The organism is cf. Phormidesmis sp. LEGE 11477, assembly GCF_015207105.1.
Lineage (GTDB): Bacteria > Cyanobacteriota > Cyanobacteriia > Phormidesmidales > Phormidesmidaceae > Phormidesmis.
Genome location: NZ_JADEXO010000136.1, coordinates 1 through 14,808 on the forward strand (window position 1 = coordinate 1; position 14,808 = coordinate 14,808).

8 protein-coding genes are annotated in these 14,808 nt (G+C 50.6%); 2 read left to right on the plus strand and 6 right to left on the minus strand.

Annotated elements, in window-relative coordinates; translation table 11 throughout:
• Positions 1 to 161: 161 nt before the first annotated feature.
• Both IQ256_RS25070 and IQ256_RS25075 read right to left on the minus strand, forming a co-directional pair.
• Positions 162 to 866 carry a TrmH family RNA methyltransferase gene (locus IQ256_RS25070; RefSeq protein ID WP_193858424.1) on the minus strand — a complete coding sequence of 235 codons (705 nt, stop codon included), beginning with the start codon at positions 864 to 866 and terminating at the stop codon, positions 162 to 164.
• A 198-nt stretch (positions 867 to 1,064) separates the two neighbouring features.
• Entirely contained in the window at positions 1,065 to 1,208 is a 144-nt protein-coding gene (locus tag IQ256_RS25075) for a hypothetical protein (protein WP_193858425.1), read from the minus strand.
• A 68-nt stretch (positions 1,209 to 1,276) separates the two neighbouring features.
• Between IQ256_RS25075 and IQ256_RS25080 the strand changes: the two genes are divergently transcribed.
• Positions 1,277 to 2,599, plus strand: coding sequence for an NAD(P)/FAD-dependent oxidoreductase (locus IQ256_RS25080; RefSeq protein ID WP_193858426.1), 1,323 nt, complete (start codon positions 1,277 to 1,279; stop codon positions 2,597 to 2,599).
• Between the two features lie 48 nt (positions 2,600 to 2,647).
• Complete coding sequence (locus IQ256_RS25085; protein WP_193858427.1) at positions 2,648 to 3,205, plus strand: DUF4334 domain-containing protein; 558 nt, start codon at positions 2,648 to 2,650, stop codon at positions 3,203 to 3,205.
• Between the two features lie 24 nt (positions 3,206 to 3,229).
• On the opposite strand, the gene IQ256_RS25090 is transcribed toward IQ256_RS25085, so the two are convergent.
• From IQ256_RS25090 to IQ256_RS25105, 4 genes are all read right to left on the minus strand, one after another.
• Complete coding sequence (locus IQ256_RS25090) at positions 3,230 to 3,559, minus strand: hypothetical protein (RefSeq protein ID WP_193858428.1); 330 nt, start codon at positions 3,557 to 3,559, stop codon at positions 3,230 to 3,232.
• Between the two features lie 15 nt (positions 3,560 to 3,574).
• Positions 3,575 to 4,219 (minus strand): response regulator transcription factor, encoded by a 645-nt coding sequence (locus IQ256_RS25095; RefSeq protein WP_228025255.1) that lies wholly within the window; start codon positions 4,217 to 4,219, stop codon positions 3,575 to 3,577.
• 347 nt (positions 4,220 to 4,566) lie between these two features.
• On the minus strand, positions 4,567 to 6,486 hold the full coding sequence (locus tag IQ256_RS25100; RefSeq protein ID WP_193858429.1) for an immunity 49 family protein: 1,920 nt from the start codon (positions 6,484 to 6,486) through the stop codon (positions 4,567 to 4,569).
• A 47-nt stretch (positions 6,487 to 6,533) separates the two neighbouring features.
• Complete coding sequence (locus IQ256_RS25105) at positions 6,534 to 14,681, minus strand: hypothetical protein (protein ID WP_228025256.1); 8,148 nt, start codon at positions 14,679 to 14,681, stop codon at positions 6,534 to 6,536.
• Between the last annotated feature and the right edge of the window lie 127 nt (positions 14,682 to 14,808).

Genomic DNA, 14,808 nt, shown 5'->3' on the forward strand with positions numbered 1-14,808 from the left:
TATAGCAATAGTATCACTGACTACCAGGATCCATTGATTAACAGAAACATTGCCTACCAGAAGTCATTTTCCATTGGGCTTCTGATTATTCAGCTTCTGTGCGTTGAGGAGCTGCGATCGCGACTATAAACTTCTTCTATCACCGACATTTCTTTTACTAATTAACTGTTGTTTATTCTGTTATCGACAAAAGTGCGGATTTGTTGAACTAAGGCGAGATCTTCATAGCCAAGCCTAGCTAGCGCTTTGAGAACGTAGTTTTGAGTGCGCCGATGCAGTCCTACTTCGGTCATGGTTGTTTGCAGGGCGCTTTTGAGCTGAGCGTATTGTTCTACGGGCAGGCGATCGCGATTCAACCGTCGATCGGCGATCTGCACCTGAGTTTGCGACTGGGCCAGCGTAAAGCTGTAGATCATCACCGCCTGCGCCAGGTTTAACGACGGCTGCGGACTGATCTGTGGAATCGTCGTCACCAGGTCGCAAGACTGAATATCTTGGTTGCTGAGGCCCGAGCGTTCGCTGCCAAATACAATAGCGACGGAGGCAACGCGATCGCCTTTGGCCGCAAGCAGATCAGGCAAATCACGAACCGATACATAGTGATGCTTTTGCATCCGATGACGAGTGGTAGAGGCACAGGCTAGATCAATGCCATCTAGTGCATCGGCTAGATTTTCGTACAGGCGGGCATTTTCTAGAATATGTTCTGAACCGTGGGCCATTGCCAGCGCAATACCGCTGAGGTGGTCGGCTTTGGGGCGAACTAAACGTAGGTCAGTATATCCCATCGTGTTGATGGCCCGTGCAGCCGCGCCGATATTGCCCGCCTCACCAGGCTCTACTAAAACAAATGAAAACCGAATCACAATTTGAAAGCGTACTTACAAACGCATAGGCGACCCCGCTACCATAGCTGAAACCGCCTGCACTACATTATCCAATTCCAATAATTATCCAATTCCAATATAGGAGACCACAGGATGAGAACAAACTACAAAGAACGAGCTAGCGACTGTTGATCAGGTTGCTAGCTCGTCTAAATTAAAAAATAACCGTAGCAGTGGCTAAATCTTACCTTTGCTTTTCTCGACGTGTTCCATCATTTTCATCTTTTTAGCTTCGTCGCCTTTGGTAGGCTCAGAGATACGGTCTAACTTGATGGTGGCGCTTTGAGCGAGATGCTGTCGAATTTTGTCTTTACTAGCCATAAAAAAATAGTCTGATTGATTTATTCCTTAAGATAGTAAAGGACTGTAAACACAAACGGATCTTACTAATGGCGGATCGGGCGACAAAGCAGGCAACACAGTCGGGATTGCGGATAGCCGTTGTCGGTGGTGGGGCGGCGGGATTTTTTGGCGCGATCGCAGCCGCAGACCAAAACCCCAATCACCAGGTCACCCTCTACGAAGCCGGCCCCCAGCCGCTAGCCAAAGTCAAAATCTCTGGCGGTGGCCGCTGCAATGTCACCCATCACTGCTTTGACCCCGCTCAGCTCGTGCTCAGCTATCCACGCGGCGGTAAGGCGCTAAGGGGAGCGTTCAGCCGCTTTCAGCCCAAAGATACGATTGAATGGTTTGCTAAGCGCGGCGTTAAGCTCAAAACTGAAGCGGATGGCCGGATGTTTCCAGTCACAGACGATTCGGCGACGATCGTGGACTGTTTGCACCGGGCAGCGCAGCAGGCAGGCGTACGGATCAAGACGCGATCGCCTATCACCCACGTCGAAAAACGGGTCGAAAAATCTCATGAGACATTTCAGCTACAGCTAAAGTCAGAGAAAGTGGAGTGCGATCGCCTGCTCCTAACCACTGGCAGCAGCCCAGCAGGTCATCGCATAGCCAAATCGCTAGGCCATGTTATAGACTCTCCAGTTCCCTCCTTATTCACCTTCAATATTGCTGACAAGCGCCTGCACCAGCTCAGCGGCGTTGCCGTCGATCCGGTCACCCTACGGATAAAAGTAGACAGTCAGCCTGAAAAGAAAGCCTCAAAAAAGAACACCGCTAGCCTCACGCAAACGGGGCCGCTGTTGATTACCCATTGGGGCCTTAGCGGCCCGGCGGTGCTGAAACTTTCGGCCTGGGGTGCGAGAGAATTACAACAGACCAAATACAGAGCACAGCTCGTAGTGAACTGGCTACCCTCGGTGACTCAAGATCAGGTCAGAGCGGAATTGCAAAAGGTAAAAACAAACTGTAGTCGGCGAGCGATCGCAACCCATAGCCCTTTTCCAGCCCTTTCCAAACGCCTCTGGCAGTATCTGCTTGGTCGTATCGACATTGACACCACCCTAACTTGGGCAAACCTCTCAAAAAAGCAGTTAAATCAACTGGTTCAATCGCTCACGCAAAGCATTTACGAGGTTGTGGGCAAGGGTGTTTTCAAAGATGAATTTGTCACCTGCGGCGGCGTCCGGCTGAAGGAAGTGAACTTCAAGACAATGGAAAGTCGCCAGTGTCCGGGACTATATCTATCGGGAGAAATCTTGAATATCGATGGCATTACCGGCGGGTTTAACTTTCAGAGCGCCTGGACGACTGGGTGGTTGGCTGGGTGTGCGATCGCATCTTCTACACCTGATTTGGTTAAGCTATAGGCAGACCTCTCTTTCTCACATTTCGTCCCACCCCCCTGTGTTTTAACAATGATTACTGAAGAAAGAACCACACTAAATCAGCTACGCAGCCCCAACAACCAAGCCAAAACGACAACAGCGGCAGCGCTAGCGCTATTTGATCGGCTAGATCCAGTAGAGATAGACTTTATGTTCGGCCAGTGGAAAGGGTCAGGCTTTCATACCGGACATCCGATGGATGGGCTGCTAGAGGTCGCCAACTGGTACGGCAAAGCATTTATCACGCCAGATTGTGTTCATCCTCTGCTCTTCTCAGATAGCAAGGGTGATATCTTCAAGATTGCAGCAAACCCACAGATGATGAAGCTGGCGCTGCGTTTGCCCATTCCCAAAAACGACGCCACAACGTCCATCTTCACGCTTTTCAATCCTTTACTCAAAACGGAAAACAGTCAGGCCAGGCTGAGAATGATGGAACATCGTGGCAAAGTAAGCGCCACCATGATCTACGACTATCTGCCGATACACGACGTGTTTAGAAAAGTCGATGAGAACACCTTGCTAGGACTGATGGACTACAAAGAGTCAGCCGAGCCGTTTTTCTTTGTTCTAGAAAGAGAAAGATAGAGAAGCGCTTTGGTCTATAGAAAACTAGAAGATTAAACAGACATAGCCAGAGACACTGCCCGTTACGCCATTAGCGCCAGCGTTCAAAACCACATCGATTATCTTATTTTCTGCATCGATTCCATAGCAATGCTTTCCAGGTGCCAGCTTGTTGGCAGCAGTAGGCTGTTTCGGCTCAGATGCGCTAGTTTTGGGAGAGGCTGCCTGAGCAGAGTTGTTGCCTGTATCTGTAGTCAAGACGATTGGTGAAGTGTCTGTAGCTTTGGTATTAGCTTTGACGGTCGATGGTTGACGGCGCGTGATGGGCGTGGAAGTAACAGCAAGATCTGTTTGAGGAGTGGCATTGCAGCCCATAAAAAGATCAAAGATCTAAGAAGAGAGCAATTCTGTATAGTCAGGTGCCAGGCGCTGAATCAGACCTGCACATTGATAAACGACGGCAGCGCGGGTATCCACATGAAGCTTATTAAAAATGCGGCGTAGATGAGTCGAAACAGTCCATATGCTGATATCAAGACGGCTAGCAATTTGCTTATTTGATAGGCCAAAGGCAATCAGGCAGACAATTTCTCGCTCGCGAGGTGAAAGACAATCGGACGGAGAAGATAACTGCGAGAGATGTTGTGGAGAGGCGATATCTTCTGACGATGAGTCCGAAAACCGCTCCGACTCTTGGTCACAGCTAGCACCTGCATCAGGATTTACTTTTACTAGAGCATACTGCTTTGACTCAACATCGAACTGTTTGACAACAGAGAAACTTCCTATGGCGTCTATTTTGTCCGATGATTGAAGCCACTGATCCTGAAGCAATGCCAATTCGACTAAGTAAAGCTGCGTTTCTTCTACTTTAAACTCAGCAACAATAGTATGCGATAGATAGGCAGAATCTATGGAGGAAGAGTTCAGTAGAATGCTCTGATCTGTCAGTTTCCGCTGAACAGCTTTCTCCATCTGGACCGCTTGTAGAAGATCGAGGGAATTAGTAGAAATAGCTTCAGCAGGGGAGTTCATGTTCCAACCTCGATAAAGTTTTTGACTCGTCAAAACAGTTGGGAAACAGTTAGCTATAGTCTTATAGCTATTTTGACTATTGACAACCTTAGTAAATCAAAGAGAGTACCCGATTTAGGAAATGTGAAACATTTTTTCTTGTTTTACTGGTCAGAAAAACTACGTGCCAGCCTGTTATATTCACGTAGGGGGAAAAGATAGGAATCCCTATGAGCTTTATTCAGCAATACTTTCATCAGCCAAAACTCTGTTGAGAACAACGCAATTATCGCAGACTGATCTTCAACAGATGTGTACTTGTGTATATACGGATGTATCAAAAGTCACGTTCACTCACATCCATCCGGTTACATCTTGAGGATGCGATAGGGCTTGGGGAACCAAGCCCAGCGATCGTCTAACCAGACAAGACCATTGAAGGAAAGGCCAGCAGATTGACCCGACGCACAATATTTCCACGAGGCCCAAATTCTGTGAGGATTTAGGTACGGTGCGATCGCCCGATAGCCACAAGGAAAAGCAGCCGATAGTTCATTTTCGCTTTGCAACATGCCAGCTGGCGCTAGGTAGCAAGAGATTTCTGTCTGATTTAATTCTGGTCGCTTAAAAGGGCGAGGATTTTTCCACAGCTTGTCATAACCAGCGCGGGCTGGCTCAATCGCTGTACTTACAAAAACTTTGGCATAGTCTGCTTCGGCTGGGATGAGCTGTTCGATGACGCGACCAGTTGAATCTTTGGCGATGGCTTCTAGCAGAGGCATCATCTGCACTCGAATAATTTCTATAGCCGCGATCGCATCAGCCTGAGCGCTTGTCTCTGAAATCGCTGTCGCAGTCTGGTTTGAAGAGGTTGATTTGGCAATAGCTGGACTGGATTGATTTGCCCGCGTCGAGTTAGAGTCTAGAGACTGTAAGAAGGTTGTGAGACCACTTCGGTAAGCAACCAAGCGATCACGTCGAAATCGGCCCGGTTCTGACTGGTAGAGCTGAATTCCTTGCTGACTAGTGATACTTTCGGGCGCGACCGCGTCTTGACCAGGCGGAATGCGGGCAATCGCAGCATCGACACAGTTAATAGCTTCGTTGAGTAGCGCTTTAGCCTGTGCTTGCTGAGTAGGCGAACTATTAGCAGGCACTTTGCTAGCAAAGGTTTCAGCCAGCGATACGAGCTGCCCGGCGTCTAGAGCAAGTGGACAGGTAGCAGTGGCGCTATCTAGCAAAGCGAATGGAAGCACGGCATGGGGAATGGTCGGTGCGCCGTGAGCCTTGTATTGAGCGATCAGCTGGCCGTCTGAGTCGAGTAGGGTATGCGATCGCGACTCTCTCGGAAAGCCCTGTAAATCCATGAACCAGTGCGCTTCGTTGGCAGAGAGAATGCCGCGCTGGGGGAAATAGTCGATCACCTGGGAAGGCGTGCGTGGAAAGCTGTCAGTGACTAGCGCCGGGGGCATGTAGTCAGATTCGACGGTAAGTTCAAGACCGCGATCAACGGCGAGAGCGGCAAGCGCTGTGATCTCAAGGGCAAGCAGGTTTTGCCAATCGTAGGGTTCGGATTGTTCGTGATATTGCCGATGGGCACTTAGAGCTTTATGCAGCGCAGCGTTGAAAGTATCTGATCGCTTGGATAAAAGTGCTTCGATCAGGCTAATCAAAGGACGCAGCTTTAGATCGACTAAGCTCCGTTCTGCGATTGTGGCCTGGTCTAGTCCGGTGAGCGTGTCGGTAATAACAGCGCTAGCGGCGGCGGGTTCTACGACCGTAGCGGCTAGGGTGCTGCATAAAAAGGGCCAGAAGGCGTCAATTGTGTTGGGTGCTAGGGCGCAGATCTCCACGCTTTTGGGTGTGCAGAGCATACCAATCGCTTCGGAATTTCGGGTGATTAGTCCAGCACAGAGTGCTTTGATCCAAGCGGGCCAGTCTAGTCGGGCGCTGCCTACAGGACATCTGCGCTCCGGCGTGTTGGGCTCGATTAGGGCGATTTGGTGGTCGTCTTCGTAGCGTCGCCAGTGGTATTGGGTGAGCATGGCGAGCTGGGCACCGCCTGTCGCGAGGGTGATGGCTGCGTATAGCTCGGGCTGAGTGTTGGTTAATGAGGCGATCGCCGCTCGGCGGAATTCGCAGTTGAGGATGTCGGTACCGTCTTGAGAGGTGGGGGTGCGATCGCGCACAGCCTGTCGCAGCCGATGATTATGTTTAATCTGGTCTTGCCAGATTTGTTCATCAGCAGTCTTAAAACGGTTAGGAATGTTCAATTGCGCTCGGTTCATATCACTGATATCTACATAGCTTGTGAGATAGATCGTGAGGCAGATGGCTAAGCCTCAGGCGGGCTACTCGTCCTAAATTTCATCTGTACAGAAAAAGGAACGTAAGTTGTTTCTACTTTGTCCAATTTATCGTCTGTTGTTGCACTCTTATTGTGTACTAGCGTAATCTCTTTTAGGCTAAATGAATGCAGAGGAGATGAGGTTGAATCAAATTCTTGTCTCAGCACTGTGAGTAGCTGAATTGGATTAAAATATTGGTTTTCTAGACCAAGCGTGATGACTACGTCTGTTTGAGTGTCCATGAACCGACCTTCTCGCATGTGGCTCAAAATATCTCCTACAAACCTTGCATTTTTTTCTATCTGATTTCGAAGAAGCCGATTGTTCTCATCTCTGCCACTTAGCCGAGGAAAATCAAAATATATCTCAGAGAAAGGCTCCCCTCGATTAATTTCTGCTAGCGCGTCAAACTGGGTTCTGACTTGTATTCCTTTCTCTTCTATTTTTTCAATATTGCTTGCAAAAGCATCCTTTCTAGACTGTTCGCCGAAAGCCTCTTGCGTAATCAGTGTGGTCACTGTGACATCATCGTTGGGATGTCGCACGTACTTTTCTAAGTGAGCTAAACGCCCTTCCCCTAGATACAAGATTTGTTTCCCAGTTTCTGCTGAAGTGTCTGAGCGAGACTCATCTGAAGCTTGTCCACTGTCGCTATATTTTTTACCATCAAAACGACCTACTATTCTATCAGAAGTACTCTTATCACCCCTGATACCTTTGCCGTCAATGTAGGCTAGTACATCCTCCAAGAACCCTGAAGCTAGGCGATTACCTCTAGGCGATAAGTCTTTCAATGCCTGTTGACGTTCCTTTTGCGAAAGATGAGGCGATAGAGCCTCTGGCGACGATAAATCCCAAACAGTTCTTAAAATTTTCTCTTTGAAAGCGGCTTCTTGCTCAGCAACTAAGCGATTGATATCGAGCGAGTCACCCAGACTGTCAGCTTCTATCCGCTCTTGAACAAAGCGTCTGCGATGTTGAGCAGATTCCGTGTTACCAGTAAGCCCTATGTGATCAAGAAGACGAAAAGTCTCCTCTTGCAGTTCAAATCGGTCAACGTCCGCTGGTGCTGATTCGAGCTGTCGAGAGAGAACCTCGAGTTCGGCCAGGCGCCCATAGTCATGAGGCGAAAGTTTCGACTCTGCGGTCAATGGCAGGTTAGTCGCCTCAGACTTCAGGACGTCTTCAGTTCGCTCGGCTTTGTGTGATCGATAGATTTCGGAGAACTCATGGGCTAGCGCTCGCTCTACCATCCACGGCTGGATTTGCCTCGAAAGCTCGATGACATATTCGGCTCGGTGATAGTGCGAAGGGTTCAGCTCATCTGAATTAATTTCAGCAACAGGGTTGTTTTCTAAGGCCGATGCCTTTCTGTTCATATGTTTTAGCAAAACGCGGACAATTTCTCCAGTAGCAGTCGTAAGTTCCATTACTGGATTGCCCGCTTCTGTCTTAATCTGTCTACCAATAGCAGAACTTTGAGAGAGTTGACTAACTGCGGTCTTTACCTCTTCCCAAAAAACAGGTATCTCCATATGAGTCTCCAGCAGATTACCTCGAAACCGTGAACCCGGTATTGAGGCTGCGGTCATTGGCTCTTGGCTAGCCTGTGGTCGACTGATATCAAAAGTGCCTATTTCTGGAGAGGCTAAACTGCCGTCGTCGTTGAAGGGTTGACGGACGACGAGGTAGTCAAGATTCGGGGGCTCGGCGGCTAGGGCGAGTTCGATTTTTTGACCGAGTTCGCGAATGCGGGTGTCGGTGGAGCGCATCATCTCGGCGGCGAGGCTTTCGGCGTATTCTCTGGTGCCTTGTTGGACTAGGCGAGTGCGATCTACGCTGCGGCGAACGCCAAGTTCTGATGTGCCACCTTTAGCCTCAATCATTAGCAGGCGACCGTCTGGACTTTCAAAGACAAGATCAGGAACGCCTGCACCTGCTCTAGGAATGGGAATTTCGGTCCAGTCGCCGGGCTGTTGACTAGCTATCTGGCGTCCGGCGGCTTCGCCTAGCTGCTCGGAACGAACGTTGATATCGCGGCCAATTTGTTTGAGCTGAGCATCAATTTCTTCGGCGCGGGCGGCGGTCGTTTGAGGATTGGCAAGCTCTTGTTCTAGGGCGGTGCGATCGCCAATCAACCTAACCCGATCTGCAACGGCTTGATCGACCGTCTCGCCTGTCGGCAGAACGTGCTGGCTATCGGGTACGGCTTCTGGGCGGCTGACAGGGCCATCCTCAATGTAACGGGCTCGATAGCCCGGATCGGGGCGACGAACAGCAGAGATCAGAGAACTGAGGGCACCGCTTTCACCAACAAAATCTCCACTGGCCCACCGAGAGAAAGCATAGGCCAGATGCTCGGCGTCAGCATCGAAATAGCTGCTCCGCGAGTCGAAGAATCGCTGGCGAAATTCTGCCCAATCTTGGAAGTGCGGGCGATCGCCAAACTGTTGCCGGACAACTTCGCTTTGATGGGGGTCGATCCGCGCCGGATCAGTCGGAATATCGTTGTTGTCTAGGACGGAATTGCCACTATTGATATCTCTTTTGACAGAGTCGATTAGACTTTTCAACTGTGCTGGAGAATGGCTTTGGTCGATCAGCCGTTGAATTGGAAGGAGATTAAAACCAGCGCTGCTACCCCGTCTTCTAGTAATTTTGACTAATAAAGGGTTAGTCAAAATACGACGACGAGCAAGTTCCAATACTTGCTCGACAAGCCCGCTATCGCCAATTTCCTGAGCGCGGGTGAGCTGACGAGTGAGCAGCTCTAGATCGGCGGCGATATCGTTAGAGCGAGGCTGTAGGAAGGGATTATCAGCCACTCGATCGGCTGATTGAAATAGCAGAACGCGGGCGATCGCGTGATCGCTCAAAACCTCACTTACCACTTGCCGACGCGCCATCACCGCATCGCTATCGCCGACTAGCCCTAAATGCAGCGCCAATCGTTCGGCTTCGTCTCGAATCTGAGCGGCGCGCGGCTGATTGCCTTCTGCGTTGGCCTCGTGCAGCAATCTACCGAGTACATCGAGTTCTGCTAGCCTAGCTTGGTCGTGGGCCGATAGCTGTGGCGTTTCTCCTTCTGAGAGCGGACGTGCGCCTAGGCCACCTGGACGTAGGGCATCTGCGATCATCTCTCTACCGTGTCCGACGCTGATCTCTGTTAGCTCGTGGGCTAGGGCGCGGGCGATCGCATCTGGATGAGCCCTAGCAGACAGCGAAATTTGATAGTCTCTTGTAGATTCATCGTATACAAATCGAGCCACTGGAATGGTTCCATCTGAATCGGCTGGCATATCGGCGACAACCGTCAACTTCGCGCCGATTTCACCTGCGGCTGTACTCAAGACAATATGGTCTGGGTTGCCTCCCATCCTGGCCCTATTTGAAAGCAGGCCACCGCCTTCGACTAAACTTGCTAAAGCACGCTCTGCTAGGCGACGGGTTCTATTTTGCTGGCCCCTCGTACTCAAAGGCCCAGGCGGTTCTGCGAGCGCATCTCCCTGGAAACGCGATCCGGCGACCGCAGCGGCAGCGCCTTCATCAAAGTCTCTGCCTCTAACAGAGGCTTCTGTTGAATCGGGAGGGATATCAGCAGCGTCAGCTACCCGACCTGTAACAGAATCATCTTCTAACTGGCGATTTTGTTGGCGCTGGTCTTCTATATCAGCAGGTCGAACAACCGCTGGGAAGCCTTCAGTGAGTGTATCTGTGAATCTAGACGGCTGAATAGGAGGCTGATTATCAACTTGTGGCGGTCGAACAACTGCTGGAAAGCCTTCGGTGAGTGTATCTGTAAATCTAGACGGCTGGGCGTCGGCTGGCGTTTCGGATCTGGCCGATTGAGGCTCAATGGATGTGCGACTGGTAGAGTCTTCTGACGAAGGAATGCGTGCGGCGGGTGGTAGGTCAAGCTCGATATCCGGCGCGAGTGGACGAATCCTTTGAGAATCGGGTGCATCAACGACCGTTGGAGTCTCAGCCGTGTCAGCTTCAGAGCGAGGAGTGGCTTGACTCGCTGCCTCGGCAGCAGTTTGCCATCTGTTGTATCGGCCCTGAGCGCGAGCTTCAAATCCACCTTCACCAAAGCTCTGTAGCGCCGACTGGCCGCCTGCTTCTAGAGACGCTACGAAAATATCGCCTGCATCGCCTCGATAGGTTCCTCTAGCAGATTCAAAGCCAAGTTCAGCACCCTTGCCACCAAACGCACCGACACCAGAAGAAACACTCTTACCCAGACCTCGACCGAACATATTTGTAGATGAGCCGAGGTAGGCACCTAGACCTGTTCCATCTTCTATACCGTTGGAGATGCCTGATGTCACTGCACCCGACAGCATGCCTCTAAACAGGCTAGCCAATAAGTTTTCAGCGCCCTTGTTATTCGCATAGGTTTGTTCTGTTAGGGCAGTTTGTCCGAGAGAACCGAGCCCGCCAGTCGCCATGCCGATCAAAATCTTGTCGGCGAACTCGCTACCGGTCAGTCGGACCATTTCGCTGGGTAGTCTGCCTGATATAGAAAGCTGGCGAGCTGCGCTGATACTAAGTCCGGTTCTGGCACTGGCTTTGAGACCTTCTACGCCGCCTCTAGAAGCGAGGCCCAGCCCTTGCCCGACGCCTGCGGTCAGCGCCTGCACAGCCGTCATACCCAGATCGGTGGCGGCATCTTCCCAGCCATAGCGACCGCCTTTGATAGCCGCTTGCGTCCCCATGCCGACTAGCCCGGTAATGCCTGCGATCGCCGCTAGCAGTAATGGACTTGCCGCCCCACCTGTCGCTACTGTTGCAATTGCAGCCGCGATCGCCCCTGCAATTGCAACTGTTGTTGCTGCCACCGTTGCATACTGATCAATCTTAGAACCGTAGCTTTGAGCAGAGATCTGACCGGATGCGATTGCAGATTCTAGCGCCGCAGAATCCCCTGTAAATGCCCCTTCTGCAGTAAATGCGCCTTCTCTACTTTCAAAGCTAGGCGTTCCATCTTGAAAAGTGACTCCTATGCCAGTGAGATCAGAAAGCTGTTGTTCATCGTAGGCCAGAGCGTCTGCTTGAAAGCTGCCCTCTGCTAGCCAGCTACCCAGTCCGCTAGTCTCCCGGCGCTGCTGATCTATGGCAAATGCGGCGACTTCGGCTCTTTCTCTAGCGTTACGTGGTTGACCTAGTAGTAGACGCTCTACCTTAAGGCGATCGCTACCTGACAAATCACCAAACAACCCCTGCCCATAGACACCCAAATCTTCGTAGAAATCGTTCCCTGCTTTCTGGTCATAGATACCTCGCATGGTGGCAACTTCGTCGCGATTCATGCGGCCTAGCATCCGCTCCATCAGCGCGTTGTCAGTACCTAAGCCGTCAACGGCATATTCCATCGCCAGCGCGGCTGTTGCGGGTGTGGGATAGTCATCTCGAATCAGCCCTTCTGCAACAGAAGCTGCCATCTCGTCAGAGCCGTAAGCATCAGAGAACTGCTCAATTAGATAGGTTTGAGAAGATTCGGTTGTGCCCGTACCAGAAGCGGGACTGCTGCCATAGCGCTCAGCGGTGAGACGAAAGACATCTGCCCTGTCTTGCAGAGCTTGCTGACGGGCTTGATCGCGGGCCGCCGGGTTGCCTGCCATGTAGTCTGCATTCAACCGAGGATCGACTAGCGCAGTATCTAGATTGAGCAGATTTGGCTGGTCGCTTCGCTCTAGTTCCACGCCCAGGCGAGCCGCTCTGGTTTGAACGCTGCCATCTCCTTGAAAGATCAGCGCCCGAGCTAAGTCTCTTTGTGCGCCTTCAACAGTTTTAGTGATGGTATAAGAGCCACCTTCTGTGTGAATTTCTTCTTGAATATCGCGGGTAGCGTAGGTAAATAGAGCTTCGGAGGCAGCTTGTTCAACCGTTTGCCCTGTGTCGGCAGCTCTTTGTTGTAGATCGATGCCTTGGACAGCGGCAAACTCTTGCTGGATGAGACGGCGACGTTCTTCGGCGCTGATGGCCTGTCCACCGTAATTTTGCGCTTCGCCTGCTTTACTGTATTCGGTTAGAACAGTGTTAAGACTCTCGTCATTGTCGCGGCGGCGTTCTTCATTGATGCGATCACGCATTCGATAGACATCGGCTCTAGCAAACCTGGCTTCATTTGTTGCATCCGTGAGCGCATCAAAGACCGCTCTATCGGTGCCGCCCAAAGCACCTCGAACATCTTCTAATACCTCTCCTGTCCGGTCTAGCCGATGGAGTTCTTGGAGTTCTTCGGTATTGAGCGATCGCAGTACGCCTTCAATTCGACTTTCTTCATCGTTGTACCAGTGAATAGACGCATCCAGCTCAAAGCGAGCCCCTTCAGCCGTTTTCCCGTTTAGATAGCTAAGGGCTGCATTAATATCATCACTGTCCCATAGTTCCTCTCTAATGACTTCTTCTATATGTCTGTGTCTAATTGATTTATATTCACTTCGAACATAGTTTCCCTGTACTTTGGTCAGTCCTCTGAGGGCATTGGTCACACCCGCTTCATCTGTGTCATTTATAATGCCTGCATCAGTTAGCGCTGTGCCTACGTCTCGAACTCGCTTTTTTAAATCTGTTAAAACAGGTGTCCACGCCGCAGTCAAAGACGGTGCAAAGAAAGTAATCGGCGCTAGCTGTGGTCGTACCCACCTAGTAAAATTATTAGAAGATTGATTGACCTGTAGCAGAAAGGCCGGATAGCCTTCCATAATCTGTTCTTTCGCAGACTCTAAGTAAGTCTTGAAAACCTCCGCCAGTGGCAAAGACCAAACTTCTGCTGCCTTGACTACGCCTTTAGAAACCTTAGAAAACCCTTTAGTAGAAGCCTCGGCAGATTCATCTAAGTTCTTGATAGCCGCTGCTTGGCTGGTGGTAATACCTGACTGTGCGGTCGTTGAGCGTATCTGTATATCTTCTATTGTTTGTTGTTCTTTTTGAGCAAGTCCCTTAGTCGCACCCGATCGAACAGCCTTTATTTGTTTATCTTGTAGTGCGCGGCCTGTTCTGAGGTTTGTATGAATTTGTCCTGCGGCCTTCGGAGCGGTCGTTTTAAGCGCTTTTGGCTGGGTTTGGGCCGTTTGAGTCAGGCTGCTGTGTAGCTGAGTTGCGGCGGCTTTGTAGCCAGGCAGCCCTGTCTGGACGGTAGAAGTAATTACCGTTTGGGCGGTGCGAGTTTGGCGCTGCATTTGCGCGATCGCCTGCTGCCCTTGATTGAATAGCTGCGATCGCAGAGCGCTGCGCTGAGAAACTAGCTGATTGAGAATATCCGTCCGCATCTGCATCACCGCTTTGCGGGCCTCATCTGCCTGGTGCAGCAGCGATTGGGCGGCTATCTGCTTTGCTGTAGTAATGGCTTCGTTGCCTTTAATTCCAATCTCAGTCGCGTGTGACTGCAGAGTGGGATTAACAGATTGTTTTATAGTTTCTGTAACCTGCGTAGTGCTCTCATCGAAGCTAGCGAGTGTTTGATTGCGCCGTAGATTTAGCTGAGTGATAGCTGTTTGGGCCAGACCCGGTGCGGCTTTGCGATAGGCTTCGTTTTTCGCTTGCATCTTACTAGATCCAACCAAAGGATAGATCTGGTTAAGGCTTCGCTCCCACTGGTTAATATTGATAGCGGCTAAATCGGCGGCGCTACCACATTCTGATTTGGCATCGGTCAGCACGCTGACAAAGTCTCGTGAAAGATTTGCCAAGATAGTAGTGACTTGGGTTTGAGCTGTACGAGCGTTTTGATTAACGGCGCTTCTAGCACTGCGAGTCGTGAAGCTAAGCTGGTGACGGGCCGTTCGATACGCTTGGATGATGCTGTCATCTACCGTCCGAGTATGAGATTCTATGTCGGCTTGAGCTTTGTCAAAGCGATTGCCTAACGTTTCATCTACTTTAGTAATTTCTTGGGGTATGCTGGCTGCTTTCTTTTTGTATAGCTCAGAGAGTTGACGCAGCTCCATCTCTCCTTGCTGGATCAAACTTGTGCGGTGCTGTCTGATGCTTCCTAAGACATTCTGATATTGTTGCTGTGCAGCCTGAAAGCCTGCCTGGGCTTGAATTAATTTCTCTTTGCTGGTTGCGGTCTCATCAAAATTGAAAAGCCCCTGGTCAAGCTTAGGTGGCTGCGGCGGTGAAGCGGCCAACGAGTCAAGTTGTAGGGGCTCTATTGTGAGCAAAGGCAAAGAATCTGGATCTTCAGTTGGGAGAATTTCAGGATCTTCTAGCCCTCCAACTATTGCTGTTCCTCTGCTTGAAACGATTCCTTGTTGT